21 protein-coding genes are annotated in these 21,225 nt (G+C 53.8%); 6 read left to right on the plus strand and 15 right to left on the minus strand.

Annotated elements, in window-relative coordinates:
* The first annotated feature begins 601 nt into the window (after positions 1–601).
* Both JWF83_RS20025 and yfbR read left to right on the plus strand, forming a co-directional pair.
* Positions 602–1,819 carry a pyridoxal phosphate-dependent aminotransferase gene (locus JWF83_RS20025; RefSeq protein WP_413652169.1) on the plus strand — a complete coding sequence of 406 codons (1,218 nt, stop codon included), beginning with the start codon at positions 602–604 and terminating at the stop codon, positions 1,817–1,819.
* A gap of 53 nt (positions 1,820–1,872) precedes the next feature.
* Positions 1,873–2,472, plus strand: a complete 600-nt coding sequence (gene yfbR / locus JWF83_RS20030) for a 5'-deoxynucleotidase (RefSeq protein ID WP_413652170.1) — start codon at positions 1,873–1,875, stop codon at positions 2,470–2,472.
* A gap of 61 nt (positions 2,473–2,533) precedes the next feature.
* Here the strand turns inward: yfbR and JWF83_RS20035 are convergent, their stop codons facing one another.
* The 4 genes from JWF83_RS20035 to yfbV all read right to left on the minus strand — a co-directional run bounded on the left by JWF83_RS20035 (position 2,534) and on the right by yfbV (position 6,219).
* Complete coding sequence (locus JWF83_RS20035; protein ID WP_413652171.1) at positions 2,534–4,369, minus strand: SLC13 family permease; 1,836 nt, start codon at positions 4,367–4,369, stop codon at positions 2,534–2,536.
* A 78-nt stretch (positions 4,370–4,447) separates the two neighbouring features.
* On the minus strand, positions 4,448–5,107 hold the full coding sequence (locus tag JWF83_RS20040; protein ID WP_413652172.1) for a sugar phosphatase: 660 nt from the start codon (positions 5,105–5,107) through the stop codon (positions 4,448–4,450).
* 13 nt (positions 5,108–5,120) lie between these two features.
* Complete coding sequence (locus JWF83_RS20045; RefSeq protein ID WP_413652173.1) at positions 5,121–5,615, minus strand: YfbU family protein; 495 nt, start codon at positions 5,613–5,615, stop codon at positions 5,121–5,123.
* Between the two features lie 151 nt (positions 5,616–5,766).
* Positions 5,767–6,219 (minus strand): terminus macrodomain insulation protein YfbV, encoded by a 453-nt coding sequence (gene yfbV, locus JWF83_RS20050; protein WP_413652174.1) that lies wholly within the window; start codon positions 6,217–6,219, stop codon positions 5,767–5,769.
* Between the two features lie 328 nt (positions 6,220–6,547).
* Between yfbV and ackA the strand changes: the two genes are divergently transcribed.
* Entirely contained in the window at positions 6,548–7,750 is a 1,203-nt protein-coding gene (gene ackA, locus JWF83_RS20055; RefSeq protein WP_413652175.1) for an acetate kinase, read from the plus strand.
* An 84-nt stretch (positions 7,751–7,834) separates the two neighbouring features.
* Positions 7,835–9,964 (plus strand): phosphate acetyltransferase, encoded by a 2,130-nt coding sequence (pta, locus tag JWF83_RS20060; protein WP_413652232.1) that lies wholly within the window; start codon positions 7,835–7,837, stop codon positions 9,962–9,964.
* Positions 9,965–10,029: 65 nt separating this feature from the next.
* On the opposite strand, the gene JWF83_RS20065 is transcribed toward pta, so the two are convergent.
* The 4 genes from JWF83_RS20065 to yfcF form a co-directional block, all read right to left on the minus strand.
* Positions 10,030–10,215: a hypothetical protein gene (locus tag JWF83_RS20065; protein ID WP_413652176.1), complete on the minus strand. Its 186-nt coding sequence runs from the start codon at positions 10,213–10,215 to the stop codon at positions 10,030–10,032.
* 123 nt (positions 10,216–10,338) lie between these two features.
* The gene (locus JWF83_RS20070; protein WP_413652177.1) at positions 10,339–10,524 is read right to left on the minus strand and encodes a hypothetical protein; all 186 of its coding nucleotides are present in this window, start codon (positions 10,522–10,524) and stop codon (positions 10,339–10,341) included.
* A 220-nt stretch (positions 10,525–10,744) separates the two neighbouring features.
* On the minus strand, positions 10,745–11,266 hold the full coding sequence (gene yfcD / locus JWF83_RS20075) for an NUDIX hydrolase YfcD (RefSeq protein WP_413652233.1): 522 nt from the start codon (positions 11,264–11,266) through the stop codon (positions 10,745–10,747).
* A gap of 101 nt (positions 11,267–11,367) precedes the next feature.
* On the minus strand, positions 11,368–12,009 hold the full coding sequence (yfcF, locus tag JWF83_RS20080) for a glutathione transferase (RefSeq protein ID WP_413652178.1): 642 nt from the start codon (positions 12,007–12,009) through the stop codon (positions 11,368–11,370).
* Between the two features lie 188 nt (positions 12,010–12,197).
* Between yfcF and yfcG the strand changes: the two genes are divergently transcribed.
* Together yfcG and JWF83_RS20090 are read left to right on the plus strand one after the other, a co-directional pair.
* Complete coding sequence (gene yfcG / locus JWF83_RS20085; RefSeq protein WP_413652179.1) at positions 12,198–12,824, plus strand: GSH-dependent disulfide bond oxidoreductase; 627 nt, start codon at positions 12,198–12,200, stop codon at positions 12,822–12,824.
* A 117-nt stretch (positions 12,825–12,941) separates the two neighbouring features.
* Complete coding sequence (locus JWF83_RS20090; RefSeq protein ID WP_413652180.1) at positions 12,942–13,838, plus strand: TIGR01777 family oxidoreductase; 897 nt, start codon at positions 12,942–12,944, stop codon at positions 13,836–13,838.
* Positions 13,839–14,557: 719 nt separating this feature from the next.
* On the opposite strand, the gene hisP is transcribed toward JWF83_RS20090, so the two are convergent.
* The 7 genes from hisP to cvpA form a co-directional block, all read right to left on the minus strand.
* Positions 14,558–15,331, minus strand: coding sequence for a histidine ABC transporter ATP-binding protein HisP (gene hisP / locus JWF83_RS20095; RefSeq protein WP_413652181.1), 774 nt, complete (start codon positions 15,329–15,331; stop codon positions 14,558–14,560).
* Positions 15,332–15,343: 12 nt separating this feature from the next.
* Positions 15,344–16,060: an ABC transporter permease gene (locus tag JWF83_RS20100; RefSeq protein WP_413652182.1), complete on the minus strand. Its 717-nt coding sequence runs from the start codon at positions 16,058–16,060 to the stop codon at positions 15,344–15,346.
* Positions 16,057–16,743 carry a histidine ABC transporter permease HisQ gene (locus tag JWF83_RS20105; RefSeq protein ID WP_413652183.1) on the minus strand — a complete coding sequence of 229 codons (687 nt, stop codon included), beginning with the start codon at positions 16,741–16,743 and terminating at the stop codon, positions 16,057–16,059. Before JWF83_RS20105 ends, JWF83_RS20100 begins: the two co-directional genes overlap by 4 nt.
* A gap of 103 nt (positions 16,744–16,846) precedes the next feature.
* The gene (hisJ, locus tag JWF83_RS20110; protein ID WP_413652184.1) at positions 16,847–17,629 is read right to left on the minus strand and encodes a histidine ABC transporter substrate-binding protein HisJ; all 783 of its coding nucleotides are present in this window, start codon (positions 17,627–17,629) and stop codon (positions 16,847–16,849) included.
* Positions 17,630–17,905: 276 nt separating this feature from the next.
* Positions 17,906–18,475 (minus strand): UbiX family flavin prenyltransferase, encoded by a 570-nt coding sequence (locus JWF83_RS20115; protein ID WP_413652185.1) that lies wholly within the window; start codon positions 18,473–18,475, stop codon positions 17,906–17,908.
* A gap of 147 nt (positions 18,476–18,622) precedes the next feature.
* Positions 18,623–20,140, minus strand: coding sequence for an amidophosphoribosyltransferase (gene purF, locus JWF83_RS20120; RefSeq protein ID WP_413652186.1), 1,518 nt, complete (start codon positions 20,138–20,140; stop codon positions 18,623–18,625).
* A 36-nt stretch (positions 20,141–20,176) separates the two neighbouring features.
* Positions 20,177–20,662: a colicin V production protein gene (gene cvpA / locus JWF83_RS20125; protein ID WP_413652187.1), complete on the minus strand. Its 486-nt coding sequence runs from the start codon at positions 20,660–20,662 to the stop codon at positions 20,177–20,179.
* Between the last annotated feature and the right edge of the window lie 563 nt (positions 20,663–21,225).

Genomic DNA, 21,225 nt, shown 5'->3' on the forward strand with positions numbered 1-21,225 from the left:
TGTTTTTATCGCCAGAAACATCCACTTTTTTGCTGTGAAGTCCCTTGATGGTTATCCTGGCATACTGTCGATTATTTTTTAAGCCCCAATCTTATTATTCTTATCACTAAAGCAGCATTTTATCGATGAGAGCGCATTTTCACTCACCTGGACAGGCAAAATTCAGCGTTTGACTACCATTCTAAACCAGGTGCCTGGCGTTGATGCGAACTAACCGCATCGGCAGTCCCGGCTAACAGCTGGTCACACCAGCGGACAAAAATGCCACTTCAATAAGATTCATTTGACTATTTCCTTCCGCATCTATCCACCTTTTTCTATCAAAAATAGTAAAAAAACATTGCTGCGCGCCGCTTTCGCTGGATAGCCTGCTTTACAGCGACACAACGGCGGCAGCATTTAATTCCAGCGAGCCGGTAACAGCCAGTACACTATGCCAGGCATTACCAGGCAGCCAATGATGCATGCCACGCTGTCGGTTAAAAAATCACTATCACGCCAAAACCGGATACAGCCCTTCAAAAGCGCGGAGCAGAGGAGTAAATTGTGCGAGTTATTTTCCACGGCAGGAACGCGGCTCTGCCAGTTAAGGCGACAGTAGATGAACTTTCAAATTGATAAATCAGGTAAACTGGATAACGTCTGTTACGACATTCGCGGCCCGGTGTTAAAAGAAGCAAAACGCCTTGAAGAAGAAGGCAACAAAGTCCTCAAACTCAATATCGGTAACCCGGCCCCGTTCGGCTTTGAAGCGCCCGATGAAATCCTGGTCGATGTGATTCGCAACCTGCCCAGCGCGCAGGGCTACTGTGATTCAAAAGGTCTCTACTCCGCCCGTAAAGCCATCATGCAACACTATCAGGCGCGCGGTATGCGCGACGTCACCGTAGAAGATATCTATATCGGCAACGGTGTCTCAGAATTGATAGTGCAATCGATGCAGGCGTTGCTGAACAGCGGCGACGAAATGCTGGTGCCGGCGCCTGACTACCCGTTATGGACCGCCGCCGTTTCTCTTTCCGGCGGTAACGCGGTGCACTATCTGTGTGATGAATCCGCGGGCTGGTTCCCGGACCTTGATGATATCCGCAGTAAAATTACGCCCCGCACCCGCGGTATCGTGATCATCAACCCGAATAACCCAACCGGCGCGGTGTACAGCAAAGAGCTGCTGATGGAAGTGGTCGAGCTGGCGCGCCAGCATAATCTGATCATCTTCGCTGACGAGATCTATGACAAAATTCTTTATGATGCAGCCCAGCACCATTCGATTGCCGCCATGGCGCCGGATCTGTTAACCATCACCTTTAACGGGCTGTCGAAAACCTACCGCGTGGCGGGCTTCCGTCAGGGCTGGATGGTGCTGAACGGACCGAAAAAGCACGCCAAAGGCTATATTGAAGGTCTGGAGATGCTGGCGTCTATGCGTCTGTGCGCCAACGTACCGGCGCAGCACGCAATCCAGACCGCGCTGGGCGGCTATCAGAGTATCAGCGAGTTTATCGTGCCCGGCGGCCGCCTGTATGAACAGCGCCAGCGCGCATGGGAAATGATTAATGAGATCCCCGGCGTCAGCTGCGTGAAGCCTCAGGGCGCGCTCTATATGTTCCCGCGCATTGATGCGAAACGCTTCAACATCCACGACGACCAGAAGATGGTGCTGGATTTCCTGTTGCAGGAAAAAGTGCTGCTGGTACAGGGTACCGCCTTTAACTGGCCATGGCCGGATCATGTGCGTATCGTGACCCTGCCGCGAGTGGATGAGCTGGATATGGCGATCGGTAAGTTTGGCCGTTTCCTCGAAGGCTATCACCAGTAAACGTCCGGCGGGAGCCATTGATGGCTCCCGCCAGCACCACAGGATATAGCGCTATGAATCAAAGCCATTTTTTCGCTCACCTTTCCCGCCTGAAATTAATCAATCGCTGGCCGCTAATGCGTAATGTGCGCACCGAAAATGTCTCTGAGCATAGTCTGCAAGTGGCAATGGTGGCCCATGCGCTGGCGCTGATTAAAAACCAGAAATTTTCCGGGCAGCTGAACGCCGAACGTATCGCCATGCTGGCGCTGTATCACGATGCCAGCGAAGTGTTAACCGGTGACCTGCCGACCCCGGTGAAGTATTACAATGCGCAGATTGCTCATGAATATAAAAAGATTGAGAAGATTGCGCAGCAAAAGCTAATTGAGATGTTGCCGGCTGATTTGCAGGACGCCTTTCGACCGCTGCTGGATGAACATCTGCACTCCGCGGAAGAGACCGCCATCGTTAAGCAGGCCGACGCGCTGTGCGCCTATCTGAAGTGTCTGGAGGAGCTGTCAGCGGGTAATAATGAGTTCCGCCAGGCGAAAGCGCGGCTGGAAAAAACGCTTGATCAGCGCCGCAGTGCGGAAATGGACTATTTTGTCGCGGTGTTTGTGCCAAGTTTTAATTTGTCGCTGGATGAGATCAGCCAGGATACCCCGTTGTAATGACGGCATCCATGCCGCCCCTGCCGCTAGCGTAGCGGGGGTAATAATCGCCGGCGCACTGTTAAAATGGAAATAACACCGGCACTAACAACACACTCACTACCAGCACCAGCAGAGTAAAAGGCACGCCGATTTTCACGAAATCGCTAAAACGGTAGCCGCCGGGCGCCATCACCAGAGTATTCACCGGCGATGACACCGGGGTCATAAAGGCCGCCGAGGCGGCAATGGCGATAATCATGGTAAACGGGTACGGCGACAGCCCCATCTGATGGGCGGCGGCAATCCCAATCGGCGCCATCAGCACCGCCGTGGCGGTATTGGAAATAAACAGCCCGATGCTGGCACAGAGCACAAACAGGCAGATCAACATAATATGCGGTCCGCTGCCGCCGGCAATATTCATTAATCCCTGCACGATTAACGCCACCCCACCGGTTTTCTGCAGCGCAATGGCAAACGGCATCATGCCGACAATCAAAATAATCCCCGGCCAGTGAATCGCGCGCAGTGCGCTTTCCATATCGATACAACGAAAACGCCCCATCAGCAGGCAGGCAATCAGCGCGGCGATCGGGTTCGGGATCGACTCCGTCAGCATCATCGCCACCATCAGCGCCAGACAAAACAGCGCATGGGGCGCCTGACTGCTGGCCGGCGCCATATCGTCCACCTCGGCCGGCAGATTCAGCACGATAAAATCGCGCTTTTGCTGCTGTAGCTGCACAATCAGTTTCCAGTCGCCAATCACCAGCAAAATATCGCCCAGCTCCAGCACTACATCGATTAAGGCGCCGTCCAGCACATCCCCACGCCGCCGGATGCCCACCACGCTAACGCCGTAACGGCTGCGGAAAGTCAGTTCGCGCAGGGTTTTCCCCGGCAGCTCCGAATCCGGAATCAGCGATACCTCCGCCATACCGACATCGCGCGCCCGATCGGAAAAATAGTCGCCACGCAGTACCAGCGGCTCCAGCAGTTGCTCACTGCAAAATTCGCGCAGATCGATGTCGGCCGCCGACATATCGATCAGCAACACATCATGCGGGCGGAACTCGGTGCTGCCGGTAACCGCTACCATCACCCGGCGGAACTTATGCCAGCGCTCAAGCCCCACCACATTGGCGCCATAGCGTTCACGCAGCCGCAGATCGTCCAGACGGTGCCCGACCAGCGGCGACCCGACGCGGATCGATAAACGCCTGGCGCGCCCGGTCAGTTTATAATCGCGGATCAGGTCGCGGAAAGTGCGTCGCTGGCGGGCGGCATTCTGGTCATGTTGGTCGGAAGGCAGCACCAGCCACCAGCGCGCCACCAGCATATAAGCGATGCCCAGCAGCAGGATCACCAGGCCAATCGGCGTCACGGCGAAGAACGTAAAGCCCGGCAGACCTTCGCGCTGCAGTTCACTATTCACCACCAGGTTGGGCGGCGTCGCCACCAGGGTCATCATGCCGCTGATTAAGCCGGCAAAGCTCAGTGGCATCATCAGACGCCCGGCGGCGGTGCCCATTTTCACCGCCACACTCAGCACCACCGGAATAAAGATCGCCACCACCCCGGTAGAACTCATCACCGAGCCCAGCCCGGCGACGGTAAGCATTAGCAGCATCAGCATCTTGCTTTCACTGCTGCCAGCCATTTTTACCAGCCACTCCCCCATTTGCAGCGCCACGCCGGTACGCACCAGCCCCTCGCCAATCACAAACAGCGCGGCGATCAGAATCACATTGGGATCGCTAAAACCGGCGGTCGCCTCCTGCAGCGTCAGAGTACCGCTCAGGACAAACACGATGATCACCAGTAACGCCACCACGTCCATCCGCAGTTTGCCGGTGACAAACAGTATAATGGCGATGAGCAGCAGGCCAAGGACCCAGATAAGTTGATTATTCACTGCCGATCTCTGCTGTGGAGGGAGGTTAAGCAGAGGATGCCATAAAATTAACCCCGCTGGCGCGGGGTTAAGTCATGATTAGTGCTTACGGTAGATATCCACCGTACCATCAGCATTTTTGTTGATAATCAACTCCTCCAGCGAAGCGAGAACCATATCAACATCGTCCAGACGCGGGGCGTTTCCCGGTGGGTTAACCGCAATCACATGGCTGCCTGCGGCAAGACCGGACAGGATCCCGGCGCCAGCATCCTCGACAACCACACACTCTTCCGGTTCCAGCGCCAGCAGCTGGGCTCCCAGCAGATAGGCATCCGGCTCCGGTTTGCCGCGCGTTACCCGCTCAGCGGTGACCAGCACTTCCGGCTCAGGTAAACCGGTGGCGGCGCGCCGCGCCGAGGCAACCGGCACCGAACCCGAGGTGACGATCGCCCAGGGGATCGCCAGTTCATCCAGCGTTGCCAGCAGTTGCATGGCGCCTGGCAGAGCGATAATGCCGTCGGTGTCTTCCGCTTCAATTTTTTCCAGCGCGAGGAACTCTTTCTGGATCTCGTCTTCAGACGCACCAGCCATAAAGTGACGCAGTGAGGTAATCGCCTGTTTACCGTGGATAAAATCCAGAATCTCTGTGGCATCTATCCCGTGTCTTTTGCCCCAGTTGCTCCATGCGCGTTCGACCGCCGGTAATGAGTCAACCAGCGTGCCGTCTAAATCAAACAGAAAACCTTTACACTTCACATGCGTTTCCTTCTCAGGCGTTAATGATTTGCGCGATCTCGTTCGCACTCAGATGGTACTGACGGGGACAAGTTTGCCATACCGTCAGCATACGATGGTATTTTTCCCACATCGGGGTCTGGGCATTAAAGCCATGGGTACCGGAATCAAAATGGGTATAACGCCCCTCGATATTGACCATAAAGCGCACATAACCAAGATAACGCGCTTCGGTCGCCGCATCAAAGCCGAGGAAGGCCAGACGGCGTTCTTCCAGCCCGCTGCTATCTTTCAGATTGGTCCAGGAAACATGCATGGCATGATGCATTTCCATAATGGCGATAATCGTGCGACACACCTCTTCGCTTAAATCACCGAAGTCGCGATCCAGTTCGCACATCTGCAGGCCATAACCGCGTTCGATAATGGTCTGCTGACGACGGTAGCGCTCGGCGTTGTCAGGATCGAGCATGGTCATCATTTTATACTGGTTGGAGAGGATCAAACGCTGAGCATTGGTCATTTCCATTTTTAACTCCTGTGTCACCGGGACAGTAGTAAATTAAGAGAGATGACCAAGGATCGCACAATGGAAGATGACAGGGTATCGCAAGCCGACGCTTCTTTGATTTAGCGCGGGTTTCCGTGGTTATTTTTACCGGCGAAAACCCGTGAGCAACTCAAAGATCGTCGAGAAAGGTTTTATCAAGCTGCTTAAATGCGCGCTTCAGCACTTCCGCCAGCGACTGATAAGTCGGTTTGCCTTCTACCGGCGCAATCGCCTGACCGGCTTCCTGCAGCCGGGTACGCACCTCGTGGAACCAGCGCAGCAATGTCGGCGGTAACGGCGTTACCGAGCGCTTACCCAGCCACCACAGCCCCTGCATGGGCAGCGTACAGGCAAACAGCGCGGTGGCCACCGCCGGACCGAGTTGTCCGCCGAGCGCAATTTGCCACGTCAGGGTAAACACCGCCAGCGGCGGCATAAAGCGGATAGAGAAACGGGTCGCACGGCTGACTCGATTTTCCGGGAACACAGCCGCCAGTCGCTTATCAACCGGCCATGTCTTCATATAGTGCTGCCCAAGCTGGAACACCTTGAACCAACTCACGGACTCGGATTGATTAGCCATGGCAAACCTCAACTTCTTTGATAAAATTTAAAAAAATAACGCAACCCAACAACTTTACTTCATAAACTTCAAAATATTTTGTCTTTAAGAGTGACTGTCAGGTATCCTGAGCGCGATTTTCGGGCCCTGAATCCGTGTCGCCAATGGCGAGGCCATCATTAGTTAAGCCCGCTTTCAAAAAAAAATGTAAAATCACCAAGTTTTTTTAACGGGACAGAGATTCTTTTCCCGTCAATATGATTTTAATCATTAATCTACCAGCTTTCATGCGCTACGCTGATAGTCTGATTGACTTTATTTTCGCCACTTTTAATCAATAGGTACTTCCATGTCGAGTAAGTTAGTACTGGTTCTGAACTGCGGTAGCTCTTCCCTGAAATTTGCCATTATCAATCCGGCAGATGGCGAAGAGTTTCTCTCTGGCTTAGCCGAATGTTTCCACCTTCCGGAAGCGCGTATCAAATGGAAAATGGACGGCGCTAAACATGAAGCGGCTCTGGGTGCGGGTGCAGCACACAGTGAAGCACTCAACTTCATGGTTAAATCTATTCTGGCACAAAAACCTGAGCTGTCGGCACAAATTGCTGCAATAGGTCATCGCATCGTTCACGGTGGCGAAAAACTGACCCAGTCCGTGGTGGTCAACGACGCGGTAGTTCAGGGTATCAAAGACGCATCTTCTTTTGCACCACTGCATAACCCGGCGCATCTGATCGGTATTGAAGAAGCGATGAAAAACTTCCCACATCTGTCTGATAAGAATGTCGTGGTTTTCGATACCGCTTTCCATCAGACAATGCCTGAAGAATCTTATCTGTATGCCCTGCCGTACAAATTATACAAAGAACATGGCGTACGTCGCTACGGCGCGCATGGCACCAGCCACTTCTATGTGTCTCAGGAAGCGGCCAAAATGCTTAACAAGCCGATTGAAGAGCTGAACGTTATCACCTGCCATCTCGGCAATGGTGGTTCAGTTTCTGCGATTCGCAACGGCGTATGCGTTGACACCTCTATGGGTCTGACGCCGCTGGAAGGTCTGGTGATGGGTACGCGCAGCGGCGATATCGACCCGGCAATCATCTTCTTCCTGCACGACACCCTCGGCATGAACATTGATGCTATCAATAAACTGCTGACTAAAGAGTCTGGTCTGCTGGGCCTGACCGAAGTCACCAGCGACTGCCGTTATGTCGAAGAGAACTACACCACCAAAGAAGACGCCAAACGTGCCATGAGCGTATTCTGCCACCGTCTGGCAAAATACATCGCCTCTTATACCGCACTGATGGATGGTCGTCTGGATGCCGTAGTGTTCACTGGCGGTATCGGTGAAAACGCCGCTATGGTGCGCGAGCTGTCACTGGCTAAGCTGTCGCTGTTGGGCTTTGAAGTCGATCACGAACGCAACCTTGCTGCACGTTTTGGCAAATCTGGTTTTATCAATAAAGAGGGCACTCGCCCTGCGGTGGTTATCCCAACCAATGAAGAGTTGGTCATCGCCCAGGACGCAGCGCGTCTGACTGCTTAATGCTCCTCCTCCGTCAGCCCAGGCTGACGGAGTTGTTTTGGACCGCATGCAACACCTGAGAGGTAAATTGTGTCACGTACTATTATGTTGATTCCAACCGGCACCAGCGTCGGCCTGACCAGCGTCAGCCTCGGCGTGATCCGCGCAATGGAACGTAAAGGCGTTCGTCTCAGCGTCTTTAAACCGATCGCGCAGCCGCGCACTGGCGGTAACGCACCGGACCAGACCACCACCATTATCCGCCGCAACTCCTCCATCCCGGCCGCCGAACCGCTGCAGATGGCACGCGTTGAATCTCTGCTGGGCTCGAACCAGCAGGACGTGCTGATGGAAGAGATCATTGCCCGCTATCATGAAAATACGAAAGATGCGGAAGTGGTGCTGGTTGAAGGTTTAGTGCCAACGCGTAAACATCAGTTCGCCAACGCGCTGAACTATGAAATCGCCAAAACGCTCAATGCAGAAATTGTGTTTGTGATGTCGCTGGGTAATGACTCTCCGGCGCAGCTGAAAGAGCGTATCGAGCTGACCCAAAGCAGCTTTGGCGGCAGCAAAAATAAAAATATCACTGGCGTGATCATTAACAAACTGAATGCGCCGGTTGACGAGCAGGGCCGTACCCGTCCCGATCTCTCCGAGATTTTTGATGACTCCAGCAAGGCCAGCGTAGCGAATATCGATCCTAAGCATCTGTTCGCCAACAGTCCGCTGCCGGTTCTTGGCTGTGTGCCATGGAGCTTTGAGCTGATCGCCACCCGCGCTATCGATATGTGCCGTCACCTGAATGCGCGCATTATCAATGAAGGTGATATTGCGACCCGTCGCGTTAAATCAGTCACCTTCTGCGCCCGCAGTATTCCGCATATGCTGGAACATTTCCGCCCGGGCTCACTGCTGGTGACCTCCGCTGATCGTCCTGACGTGCTGGTTGCCGCCTGCCTGGCAGCGATGAACGGCGTTGAGATTGGCGCCATTCTGCTGACCGGTGGTTATGCGATTGACGAGCGGATTAATAAACTCTGCGACCGTGCGTTCCAGACTGGCCTGCCGGTGTTTATGGTGAATACCAATACCTGGCAGACCTCTCTGAGCCTGCAGAGCTTTAACCTGGAAGTCCCGAGCGACGATACCCAGCGTATTGAGCGCGTGCAGGAGTATGTTGCCAGCCATATTGATGCGGACTGGATTGAATCCCTCACCGCGACCTCTGAGCGTAGCCGTCGTCTGTCGCCGCCAGCCTTCCGCTATGAGCTGACTGAGCTGGCGCGTAAAGCCGGTAAACGCATCGTGCTGCCAGAAGGTGAAGAACCGCGTACCGTGAAAGCGGCAGCGATTTGCGCCGAACGCGGCATCGCTCACTGTGTGCTGCTGGGTAACCCGGATGAAATTCAGCGTGTCGCCGCCACTCAGGGTGTTGAACTGGGTGCCGGTATCGAGATTGTCGATCCGGAAGTGGTACGCGAAAATTATGTCGGCCGTCTGGTTGAGCTGCGTAAGAGCAAAGGGATGACCGAAGTGGTCGCCCGCGAGCAGCTGGAAGACAACGTGGTGCTGGGCACCATGATGCTGGAGAAAAGCGAAGTTGACGGTCTGGTTTCTGGCGCGATTCATACCACTGCCAACACCATCCGCCCGCCACTGCAGCTGATCAAAACCGCGCCAAACAGCTCGCTGGTCTCCTCAGTGTTCTTTATGCTGCTGCCGGAACAGGTTCTGGTGTATGGCGACTGCGCCATCAACCCGGACCCAACCGCAGAACAGCTGGCAGAGATCGCCATCCAGTCTGCTGACTCCGCCGCCGCATTTGGTATCGATCCACGCGTCGCGATGATCTCCTACTCAACCGGTAACTCCGGTGCCGGTAGCGATGTGGAAAAAGTACGTGAAGCCACCCGCATCGCTCAGGAAAAACGCCCTGATCTGGTGATCGACGGTCCGTTGCAGTATGACGCGGCGATTATGGCGGATGTTGCCAAATCTAAAGCGCCAAACTCACCGGTTGCTGGCCGTGCTACGGTATTTATCTTCCCGGATCTCAACACCGGTAACACCACTTATAAAGCAGTGCAGCGTTCCGCTGACCTGATCTCTATCGGTCCAATGCTGCAGGGTATGCGCAAGCCGGTTAACGATCTGTCACGTGGCGCACTGGTTGACGATATCGTCTATACCATCGCGCTGACGGCGATTCAGTCTGCCCAGGCTGAAGGCTAAGCAGTAAAAAAAACCGCTTGCGGCCACGCAAGCGGTTTTATTAATAAGCATGTATGCTGGCTTATTCAGGCGTTATGATTATCCTGCCCTAATTTACAGATCGCTCTGCCCACCGGACTGGTGACATTATCACAAAGTTTAATACAGACTTCTGAGGCGATTGGCGGTAAAACCGTACAGGCAACAACATTACCAATACTTGCCCATCCGCAGACGGCAAACAGAGTGAGTGCAATTATTCTCTTATTCATGTTATTTATCCTTGGCTGATAGAAAATTTAAAGGCGAACAACGAGTTAATATTTTTATTATTGACGACATATAAGTCGCTCACGGTGAGTCCGGCGCACGGCAGTCCCTGCGCCGGGTACAGTTTAATGCTGAGACGGTGTACTGCCCAGTTCACAGATAAAGCGTGAAATATTCGATTGGTTATATTTACAGTGCTCGTGGCAGAAATCTCCGGCATTCGGCCAGCTAAGGTTACAGGCGTAAGCACTGCTGGCGCCGGTTAACGCCGTCATAAATAATAACGCGAGACCAACAAGTTTCGTGTTCATATTTACCATCCTTGCCATACAATATTAAACATCGATTAGGTTACTACCCAGCGAAATAACCATAATTCGGACTGTTACTGCTGGCAATATTTATTGCAATAAAAACAGCTATTGTTGATACACGATTGAACGAAGGGAGGGGGGAGTGATTAAAATAACAATTATCCTGGTAATTATATTAAATAGCTTTACCCCCCGTCAGAGGGATAAAGCCGGGCGATCAGTGTTGCTCTTTATTGCGGCTAAGCCATAATGAGAGCGCTTTCAGTGAGTCCGGAGTGAATTCGTCACAGCGGCTGGTAATCTCTTCCGGCGTCATCCAGAAAATCTCTGCGACTTCCTCTTCCTGCATGGCAAACGGGCCATGAGAGACACAGCTAAACAGCCCGCCCCAGACGCGGCAATTCACATCTTCAAAATAGAACTGGCCATGTTCGGCAAAAGGGACATCGGCGATGCCAAGTTCCTCTTCCGCTTCACGACGCGCAGACTCCAGCAGCACTTCGCCACTCTGCACCACACCGCCGGCCGTGGCATCCAGCATCCCCGGCAAAAAATCTTTCGTCTCAGTGCGGCGCTGCACCAGTATTTTTCCCATACCATCATGAACCACGATGTAGGTCGCGCGATGGCGCAGACATTGTGCACGCATCTGAGCCCGAGTGGACTGGGCGATAACCTCGTTATTTTCGTTAACGATATCCACCCATTCTGTTCCGGCAGCCTGACTTTGCTCCACCATCAGTAACCCTTTTCTGTTCTGGCGCATTGTTGCGCGTATCATTGTCGCAACCGCCTAAAATAATGGCTAATCTTTCCTGACGCAATATGCGATACGTCGGGTTAACGTGTTTTGCCCGATTCCGCTAACCATAACTGGACCGACGCGCGTTGCCACTGGAAAAAGGCGTAATCGACCAGTTTTTCAGGTAAAGCGTCGCCGTGCAGCGCCAGACGGTTGATCATTATGGCTAAATCGGTGTCGGCAATTGACCACTCGCCAAACAGATTCTGCCGCCCGTCGACCAGCAGGCGTTCGGCGGCAGCAATCAGCTTTTCTGCCGCCCGCAGGCCGGCGGTGGACAGCGGCGCAAATTTCTCTGCGGCAAACAGCACTTCGGTCGGGCGTTCGGCACGCAGCGGCAGCAAATCACTGCGCAGCCATGCCTGAATTTCACGGGCGCGGGCGCGCTTCTCCAGATCGCGCGGGTAAAGACGTTCAAACTCCGGCGCCGGGAAACGCTCCTCAAGATATTCGTCGATGGCCGAAGATTCACTCAGCAGGAAGTTATCCACCTGCAGAGTGGGAACCCGGGCGGTCAGTGAAATAGCGCGGTAATGGCTGTCCAGATGCCCGGCAGCGGCCAGATCGACAGGTTGCAGAGAAAATGGAATCCCCTTCTCAGTTAAGGCGACATACACCGACATAACATAGGGACTAAAAAAAGATGCATCTGACCATAAGGTAATATTCGGATAATCCATTTCGTTTCCTTTAAACTGACTGACGCACAGGTAACTCTTGTTTACCGATTTTTATCGCGGAAGGCAATCAGCATCTGAGGGGATTTTTGCTGCCGTCGGCAGCACGATCTGCGCCTTTAAACCAGCGGTTAATTCCTCTATATTGCATAAGAAAAAACCGTTACCGCCTGATTTTATTCGGAGTCATTATGATCGACCTCTATTACGCCGGGACACCCAATGGTCACAAAATCACGATTTTTCTTGAAGAAGCGGGCCTGCCTTACCAACTTCATCGGGTGAATATCGGTAAAGGCGAGCAATTTAAGCCCGAATTTCTCACCATCGCCCCTAACAATAAGATCCCTGCCATCGTCGATGATCAGCCGGTTGATGGCGGCGCGCCGGTCAATTTATTCGAGTCCGGCGCCATTCTGCTGTATCTCGCCGAGAAGAGCGGCAAGTTTCTCAGTGCCGAACTGCGTGAGCGCACGGCAACGCTGCAGTGGTTATTCTGGCAGATGGGTGGCTTTGGCCCGATGCTTGGCCAGAATCATCATTTTAACCATTTCGCCCCGCAGCCGGTGCCCTACGCCATCGAACGCTTCCAGGTGGAGACACAGCGCCTGTATGGCGTGCTGAATAGCCAGCTGGAGAAAAAGCCGTGGGTAGCCGGTGAGCATTACAGCATTGCGGATATGGCCATTTGGCCATGGGTGAACGCCCATGAGCGTCAGCGCATCGATCTGGCCGATTATCCGGCGATCCGCAACTGGTTCGAACGTATTCGTATCCGTCCGGCGACCCAGCGCGCGCTGGAACTGGCTAACATCTGAGCGGATAACACGGGCGGGAGCACTCTCGCCCGACAACTCTGACGTATATCACACTCTTCTGCGCGTTCTCTTCTATGCTGAAAATATGCTGTCAAACAACGCATAAGGATATTCAGCATGCATATTTTAGTCACTGGCGGTACCGGATTGATCGGCAGTCACCTGATACCGCGTTTATTACAGTCGGGCCATCAGGTTAGCGTGGTCACGCGCGATGTTGCCGCTGCCCGCGCCAAACTCGACCCTGCCGTTACCCTGTGGTCAGGTCTGGCGCAGCAGCAAGATCTGAATGGCATTGATGCGGTAATTAATCTGGCAGGCGAACCTATCGCTGATAAGCGCTGGAGTGAACAGCAAAAACAGCGACTGTGCGAGAGCCGCTGGCAGATTACCGAGCAGCTGGCCTCGCTGATTAATGCCAGTAGCGAGCCGCCAGCGGTGTTGATCTCCGGCTCCGCCACCGGTTTTTATGGTGATACCGGCGAGCTGGTGCTGACCGAAGAGGATCCGGGGCACGATGAGTTTACTCATCAGCTTTGCGCGCGCTGGGAAGCGCTGGCGTTAGCGGCGCAGAGCGAGCGCACCCGCGTCTGCCTGCTGCGCACCGGCGTGGTGCTGGCAAAACAGGGCGGCGCGCTGGCAAAAATGAAGCTGCCGTTTAAACTCGGCATTGGCGGCCCGTTGGGCAGCGGCAGACAATATATGCCGTGGATCCATATTGACGATATGCTGAACGCCATTCTCTGGCTGCTGGACCATCCTCAGCTAAGCGGGCCGTTTAATATGGTTTCCCCTTATGCGGTGCGCAATGAGCAGTTTGCCGCCATGCTCGGCCATGCGATGCATCGTCCGGCCTTTATGCGCACGCCGGCCAGCGCGATTAAGCTGATGATGGGGGAATCTGCGGTGCTGGTGTTAGGGGGGCAGCATGTATTGCCGAAACGGCTCGAGGAGTCGGGATTTGGTTTTCGCTGGTTCCAACTGGATGAAGCACTGGCGGATGTGGTGGGCTGATTGGGCGCATCCCGGGCGCCCTTTAAGGGCTTAAAGGCTTTAAGGGCTAAGGTCAAGGGCTTTAAAGGCTTAAAGGCTTAAAGGCTAAGGTCAAGGGCGTTTCGCTCGCCCACGTGGCGAGCGACCCAGGGACGACAATCGCCTCGTCCCTGGGAACCCGCGCTTTGTCGGCTTCATCGCCGCTACGCGGTTCCCTCCAAAATTTGATCCTGCCGACGGACCCATCGCGACGCGTTCCCTACGCGGCGCTCCTTCTCGCGGCGTCCATGCCGCTCGTCCTGGCAGGCTTAAATTTTCTCGGCGATTCAGACGACGCTATCCCCCACTTCACCATGGTTTTTTTGTTTAATAAATACCTGATCTCACATTGATGGTTTTGACCTGGGGAGTTACAGATGCCTGATCTCACATTGATGGTTTTGACCTGGGGGCGGCATAGCAACCGCTGAGGGAAATATTCGAACCAGGATGAGCGGCATGGACGCCGCGAAAGCTGTGGCCGCGTAGGGAACGCGTCCACAGCGGTCCGTCAGGAGAGGATATTTCCCGAAGGGACCCGCGCAGCGGGCGGGAGCCCTGCCGCCAAGCCCGGGTGCAGGGGCGGGGCGACTGCCGCCCCTGCTCGCTCGCCACGTGGGCGAGCGAAATGCCCTTGACCTTGAGACCTTAAGCCCTTAAGCCCTTAAGCCCTTGACCTTAAGCCTTAACAAAAAAGCAAACTACTTTAATGCCCCGGACAAAAACTGCTGCAATCGGGTACTCTTCGGATGATTAAATACCTCTTCCGGCGGCCCCTCCTCTTCGATTTTCCCCTGATGCAGGAAAATCACATGGCTGGAAACATGGCGCGCAAACTCCATCTCGTGCGTCACCACCACCATGGTTTTACCCTCTTCCGCCAGCTTCTGCATAATACGCAGCACTTCGCCCACCAGCTCCGGGTCAAGCGCCGACGTCGGTTCATCAAACAACAGCACCTCGGGTTCCATCGCCAGCGCGCGCGCAATTGAGACGCGCTGCTGCTGCCCGCCGGAAAGGTGCGCCGGATATTTGCCGCGCGCACGCGCATCAATCCCTACCTTATCAAGATAACGGATGGCACGCTCGCGGGACTCCTGTTTACTCAGCCCCAGCACCTGAATCGGCGCTTCCATCACATTCTCCAGCACCGTCATATGGCTCCAGAGATTAAAGTGCTGAAACACCATGGTCAGACGCGTGCGCAGCATACGCAGCTGCTCTTTATTGGACACTTTCAGCTGACCATCAGTGTCACGCACCAACGTGATCATCTGATTGTTCACCGCAATGGTGCCTTCGCTCGGCTTTTCGAGGAAGTTAATACAGCGTAAAAAAGTACTTTTCCCGGATCCTGATGAACCAATAATACTGATGACGTCCCCGGCCTGCGCCTGTAATGAAACGCCCTTCAGCACCTCATGCTCCCCATAACGTTTATGGAGTTCAGTTACCTGTAATTTATTTTCGGCCATAGTGATACTTACTCAATGGGACGATGAGGGTTTAACATGCGCCAGCCAGCGCTTTTCCGCGAGGCGGAACAGGCTGATTAACACATAAGAAATAATCAGATACAGCACTGCAGCAATACCGAACGCCATAAATGGCTGATAGGTGGCGGAGTTGATATCGCGCGCCACTTTCAGCAAATCCGGAACCGTGGCGGTAAACGCCAGCGCCGTGGAGTGCAGCATCAGAATCACTTCATTGCTGTATGCCGGCAGCGCGGTACGCAGCGCGGAAGGCAGAATAATGCAACGATAGAGTTTAAAGGTGGAGAAACCGTAAGCGCGCGCAGCTTCAATTTCACCGTGCGGCACGGCACGGATCGCCCCGGCGAAAATCTCGGTGGTATAAGCACAGGTATTCAGCGTCAGCGCCAGCAGAGTACAGTTCAGCCCGCTGCGGAAAAAAGCGTTCAGCAGTTCGGTGCCTTTTACCACCTCCAGCGTATACATCCCGGAATAGAACACCAGTAACTGTACATACAGCGGCGTACCGCGAAACACATAGGTAAACAGCCATACCGGGAACTGCACCCCGCGATTAGGTGACACGCGCGCAATCGCCAGCAACACGGCCATACAGCCGCCAAGCACCACGGAAATAATCAGCAACCACAGGGTGATGGCCACCCCGGTAAAGCGGTAACCGTCGGTCCAGAGCAGGGATTTCCAGTACTCGTTGATAATCTCGATCATAGCTCTGCCCTTTTCACACCCACCGTGTAGCGACGTTCAAGCCACCACAACACGCCGTTAGACAGCGTGGTAAACACCAGATAAATCACCCCGGCCACAATGGCAAAGTAAAACGGCTCCCAGGTACTTTTACCCGCCAGCTGGGTGGCTTTTACCACATCTTCCAGACCGAGTAACGACACCAGCGCCGTCGCTTTCAGGATCACCTGCCAGTTATTACCTATTCCCGGCAGCGCAAAGCGCATCATTCCCGGAAACAGAATACGCCGGAAGACTTGTGAACCCGTGAAACCAAAGGCGGTGGCGGCCTCTATCTGTCCTTTCGGCACCGCCAGGTAGGCGCCACGGAAAGTTTCAGTAAAGTAAGCGCCATAGATAAAACCGAGGGTAATAATACCGGCCACCATCGGGTCGATATCAAATTGCGCCAGACCTAACGCATCGGTCAGCTGGTTGAGGGCGATCTGCAAACCATAAAAGATCAGCAGCATCAGTACCAGATCGGGCACGCCGCGGATTAACGTGGTGTAGCCTTCAAATATCAGTACAACAAGGCGGTTCTTCGACAGCTTGGCGCTTGCACCAATCAGCCCCAGCACGACGGCAATCAGCAGCGAACTGAGCGCCAGCTCCAGCGTCACCGCCGCGCCTTTCAAAATAACTTCGGAATAGCCATACAGCATGGGTATGATCCTGTCGTGTTGTGTCGAATGCATGGCTGGCGGGCAGCCATCAGATACAAAGTAATGGCTGCCCGGCAGCCATCACTTTGACGACAGGTGTTACTTAGCCACCGTATACATCGAAATCGAAATATTTCTTCGCCAGTTTGTCGTAAGTACCGTCTTTACGCATCTCAGCAAACGCTTTATCGATCGCCGCTTTCAGATCGGTATCATCTTTGCGCATACCCATACCGGTACCCACGCCGAAAATAGCGTTATCTTTTACTGCCGGACCGGCGAACGCATAGTCTTTACCCACCGGCTGTTTCAGGAAGCCTTCGCTGGCCGCGACTTCATCCTGGAACGCTGCATCAATACGGCCGGCAGTTAAATCCTGATACACCAGATCCTGGTTGGCATACGGCGTGACGGTCACACCTTTTGGACGCCAGTTCTGGTTGGCATAGGTTTCCTGCGTGGTGCCCTGCAACAGACCGACATTTTTGCCTTTCAGCGACTCGAGGGTCGGCTGAATTGGCGAACCTTTCGGCGCAATCAGACGTGAGTTAGCGGCATACAGTTTTTCCGAGAAGGCGATTTCCTGCTGACGCTTTTCGGTGATAGAGAGTGAGGAGATGATGGCATCAATCTTCTTCGCTTTCAGCGAAGGGATCAGCGCATCAAAGTCGCTTTCCACATAGGTACATTTGGTTTGAATACGTTTGCAAATCTCGTTGGCCAGATCGATGTCAAAACCAACCAGCTGACCCTGCGCGTTTTTCGACTCAAACGGCGCGTAGGTCGGGTCGGTTCCGATACGCAGATTTTTTGGCACGGCAGCGAAAACACTGCTTGCGCTGGAGAAGGCCAGCAACAGAGAAAGAGCCAGGACCTGCTTTTTCATAGATTACCCTCAAGTAAAGTGCTTTTTGTTATGGTTTACGTGATGTGTTTGCGCTCTTTGTTTTGCAGATTTCATGCCAGTTCTGTCACTGGCGGCAACCCAAAGTTAGCGGGCTAAGCACAGGGCCGGAATCGGGCACCAGCGCTTAGTTTGTGAGGGGAAATATAACAGGCTTGTAATAATGCGGCGGTAACTATGTTGTATTTTGGTGCATGCGATGCACGAAAAGTGATCCAGCCCAGATTACTGCACCAAAATAATGCAACCATTACATCGCTATGCACCCTGCCAGCGCGTAAACAGGTCGTGAGGCAGGGAAATATCAAACTGATCCACTACCCGATTGACCGTCTGGTCGATAATCTGCTGCACATTTTCCGGTCGGTGATAAAACGCCGGCACCGGCGGCATAATAATCGCGCCCAGTTCCGCAGCGCTGGTCATCAGGCGTAAATGGCCTAAATGCAGCGGGGTTTCACGTACGCACAGCACCAGCCGGCGCCGCTCTTTGAGTACCACATCAGCCGCCCGGGTCAGTAAACCGTCGGTATAGCTGTGTACGATGCCGGAGAGGGTTTTCATTGAACAGGGCATAATGGCCATGCCATCGGTTTTAAACGAGCCAGAAGAGATGCTGGCGGCAATATCACGCACATCATGCACCACATCGGCAAACGCCTGCACATCACGCACCGAATAATCGCTTTCCAGCGCCAGCGTCTGACGCGCCGCCTGACTCATCACCAAGTGGGTTTCCACCTCCGCCACCTGCTGCAGAATCTGTAGCATGCGCACGCCATAAATCACCCCGCTGGCGCCGGAAATACCGATAATGAGTCGCTTCATATTGTTGCCTTGTGGATTCAGTCTGAATGGCGCAAGTTTGGACGTTGCCGGGATAAATTACAACTGCAGGTCGATCTGCGGCCAGGTGGATTAGCGCAATAAAAAAAGGGCTGTCAGAGACAGCCCTTTTCCTCAATGCCTCAGCGCTTAACCTTCGTTATGCATCTCAAGGTTTTCCACTTCGTTCTGACGTGCAATGGCTTTAGCATCGTCATTACGCAGCGATTCAAGATACTCAAGGTACTGCTGGTCAACATCTTTGGTGACGTAAATTCCGTTAAATACCGAACATTCAAACTGAACGATATCCGGGTTCTCTTCGCGTACCGCTTCAATCAGATCGTTAAGATCCTGGAAAATCAGCGCATCGGCGCCGATAATCTGGCGGATCTCTTCCACTTCACGGCCATGGGCAATCAGCTCAGTGGCGCTTGGCATATCGATGCCGTAGACATTCGGGAAGCGAACTTCTGGTGCCGCCGATGCCAGATACACTTTCTTCGCGCCCGCTTCACGCGCCATCTCAATAATCTGCTCAGAGGTGGTGCCACGCACAATGGAGTCATCCACCAGCAGTACATTCTTATCACGGAACTCAGCACGGTTAGCATTCAGCTTACGGCGCACCGCGCTGCGGCGCTGAAGCTGACCCGGCATGATAAAGGTACGGCCAACGTAGCGGTTTTTCACAAACCCCTGGCGATAAGGTTTGTTAAGAATATTGGCAATCTCCAGCGCGATATCGCAGGAGGTTTCCGGAATCGGGATCACTACGTCAATATCCAGGTCTTCCCATTCACGGGCAATCTTCGCGCCCAGCTTGGTGCCCATACGAACACGGGCGCTGTAGACGGAAATTTTGTCGATAAAGGAGTCCGGACGGGCAAAATAGACGTACTCGAACAGGCACGGATTACTTTTTGGGTTTTCCGCGCACTGACGTGTGGAGAGCTGGCCTTTCTCGGTAATGTACACCGCTTCACCTGGCGCAACATCGCGCAGGAACTCAAAGCCGAGAGTATCCAGCGCCACGCTTTCCGAAGCCACCATATACTCAATACGTCCGTCACTCATTGCGCGCTTGCCGATCACTAACGGACGAATGCCGTTCGGGTCGCGGAAAGCCACCATGCCGTGGCCGATAATCATCGAAACGCAGGCGTAAGCGCCGCGCACCTTCTGGTGCACTGCCGCCACCGCCGCAAAAATGTTTTCAGCTTCCAGCGGATAGTGCTGAAAGCGATCCAGTTCCTGAGCAAAAATATTCAGCAGAACTTCTGAATCAGAGGTGGTGTTGACGTGACGACGACCGCTTTCAAACAGCTGCTTACGCAATTCATGTGCGTTAGTCAGGTTGCCGTTGTGTGCAAGGGTAATGCCGTAAGGGGAGTTAACGTAGAAGGGCTGCGCTTCCGAAGCACTGGAGCTTCCTGCGGTCGGATAACGGACGTGGCCGAGACCCATGTTGCCCTGCAGACGCTGCATATGACGCGCTTCGAATACATCGCTGACCAGGCCATTGGCTTTACGCAGACGAAAGCAATTTAATGCATCAATGGTGACGATGCCTGCGGCATCCTGCCCACGGTGTTGAAGCACCGTTAACGCGTCATAAATCGACTGGTTTACCGGTGCAAAACCGGTGATACCGACAATACCGCACATGTAGTCATATCCTCATAAGCCGCACCCCCGGTGCGATTACCGGGGTAAAAAACTTGACGTGCTTTTTAGGTAGTCAAAAAACCACCTGATGATGTAACTGAACTGGGGAACCAGCTGGGACTGTTGCCAGTCCGGGCTTTTTGAGAACCCGGTGAATGTATCGAGGAAAAACAGCATGGCAGAGACAATCAGTACGCCACGCAGTGCCCCGAAACAAACGCCCAACACCCTGTCGGTACCTGACAGGCCGGTCTTTTCGACCAGAGAGCCAATCACATAGTTCACTATCGCTCCCACCAACAGTGTAGCGATAAAGAGTATGCCAATGGCAATTCCATTGCGAACCAGTTCGTCTTCAAAACCTGTGAACCAGACGGCAAGAAAGGAGTAGTAATGACTGGCGACAAAGAATGCGCATCCCCAGGTGACGAGAGATAAAGCTTCCCGAACAAACCCACGAATCAGGCTAACCAGAGCCGAAAAACCGACAACCGCAATAATGACGTAATCTATCCAGACCATGAACTCTTCCAGTGACAGTGCCCCTGCATCCAGTTCGGGGCGAATTCTAACAGAAAAAGAAAACGTTTGCGTAGCGTTTTCCTTTGCCGACTCAAATAAAAAGGGGCGATGAAAAAAACCTCAATCGCCACTTCTGGTTACCTTATTTTCCGTGCATATCAGCGGCGCGGGAGGCATGAATGCCTCCCCTACGCCCGATAGTTCTGAAACATTGTAGGGGGGCCATTTATGGCCCCCGGGCTGATGCCAAAGTCATTACCCCGGGTGCAAATCACCGGTACGGGAGGCATTAATGCCTCCCTACGCCCGATAGTTCGGAAACATTGTAGGGGGGCCATTTATGGCCCCCGGACTGATGCCAAAGTCATTACCCCTGGTTCAAATCACCGGCGCGGGAGGCATGAATGCCGCCCCTACGCCCGATAGCTCTGAAACATTGTAGGGGGGCCATTTATGGCCCCCGGCTGATGCCAACGTCATTACCCCGGGGGCATCTCACCGGCACGGGAGGCATGAATGCCTCCCCTACGCCCGATAGCTCTGAAACATTGCAGGGGGCCATT

The organism is Pantoea sp. B65 (assembly GCF_047308185.1).
Taxonomy (GTDB): domain Bacteria; phylum Pseudomonadota; class Gammaproteobacteria; order Enterobacterales; family Enterobacteriaceae; genus Erwinia.

Coding starts and splice junctions, on each gene's coding strand:
- yfcD (WP_413652233.1), bottom strand. CDS start 11,266: ATGGTGGAGCAAAGTCAGGCTGCCGGAACAGAATGGGTGGATATCGTT.
- JWF83_RS20045 (WP_413652173.1), bottom strand. CDS start 5,615: ATGGAAATGACCAATGCTCAGCGTTTGATCCTCTCCAACCAGTATAAA.
- yfcF (WP_413652178.1), bottom strand. CDS start 12,009: ATGGATTATCCGAATATTACCTTATGGTCAGATGCATCTTTTTTTAGT.
- purF (WP_413652186.1), bottom strand. CDS start 20,140: ATGTGCGGTATTGTCGGTATCACCGGTTTTGCACCGGTAAACCAGTCG.
- yfbV (WP_413652174.1), bottom strand. CDS start 6,219: ATGGCTAATCAATCCGAGTCCGTGAGTTGGTTCAAGGTGTTCCAGCTT.
- JWF83_RS20070 (WP_413652177.1), bottom strand. CDS start 10,524: ATGAACACGAAACTTGTTGGTCTCGCGTTATTATTTATGACGGCGTTA.
- pta (WP_413652232.1), top strand. CDS start 7,835: ATGTTGATTCCAACCGGCACCAGCGTCGGCCTGACCAGCGTCAGCCTC.
- yfbR (WP_413652170.1), top strand. CDS start 1,873: ATGAATCAAAGCCATTTTTTCGCTCACCTTTCCCGCCTGAAATTAATC.
- JWF83_RS20100 (WP_413652182.1), bottom strand. CDS start 16,060: ATGATCGAGATTATCAACGAGTACTGGAAATCCCTGCTCTGGACCGAC.
- hisP (WP_413652181.1), bottom strand. CDS start 15,331: ATGGCCGAAAATAAATTACAGGTAACTGAACTCCATAAACGTTATGGG.
- JWF83_RS20105 (WP_413652183.1), bottom strand. CDS start 16,743: ATGCTGTATGGCTATTCCGAAGTTATTTTGAAAGGCGCGGCGGTGACG.
- JWF83_RS20025 (WP_413652169.1), top strand. CDS start 602: ATGAACTTTCAAATTGATAAATCAGGTAAACTGGATAACGTCTGTTAC.
- yfcG (WP_413652179.1), top strand. CDS start 12,198: ATGATCGACCTCTATTACGCCGGGACACCCAATGGTCACAAAATCACG.
- cvpA (WP_413652187.1), bottom strand. CDS start 20,662: ATGGTCTGGATAGATTACGTCATTATTGCGGTTGTCGGTTTTTCGGCT.
- ackA (WP_413652175.1), top strand. CDS start 6,548: ATGTCGAGTAAGTTAGTACTGGTTCTGAACTGCGGTAGCTCTTCCCTG.
- hisJ (WP_413652184.1), bottom strand. CDS start 17,629: ATGAAAAAGCAGGTCCTGGCTCTTTCTCTGTTGCTGGCCTTCTCCAGC.
- JWF83_RS20090 (WP_413652180.1), top strand. CDS start 12,942: ATGCATATTTTAGTCACTGGCGGTACCGGATTGATCGGCAGTCACCTG.
- JWF83_RS20115 (WP_413652185.1), bottom strand. CDS start 18,475: ATGAAGCGACTCATTATCGGTATTTCCGGCGCCAGCGGGGTGATTTAT.
- JWF83_RS20065 (WP_413652176.1), bottom strand. CDS start 10,215: ATGAATAAGAGAATAATTGCACTCACTCTGTTTGCCGTCTGCGGATGG.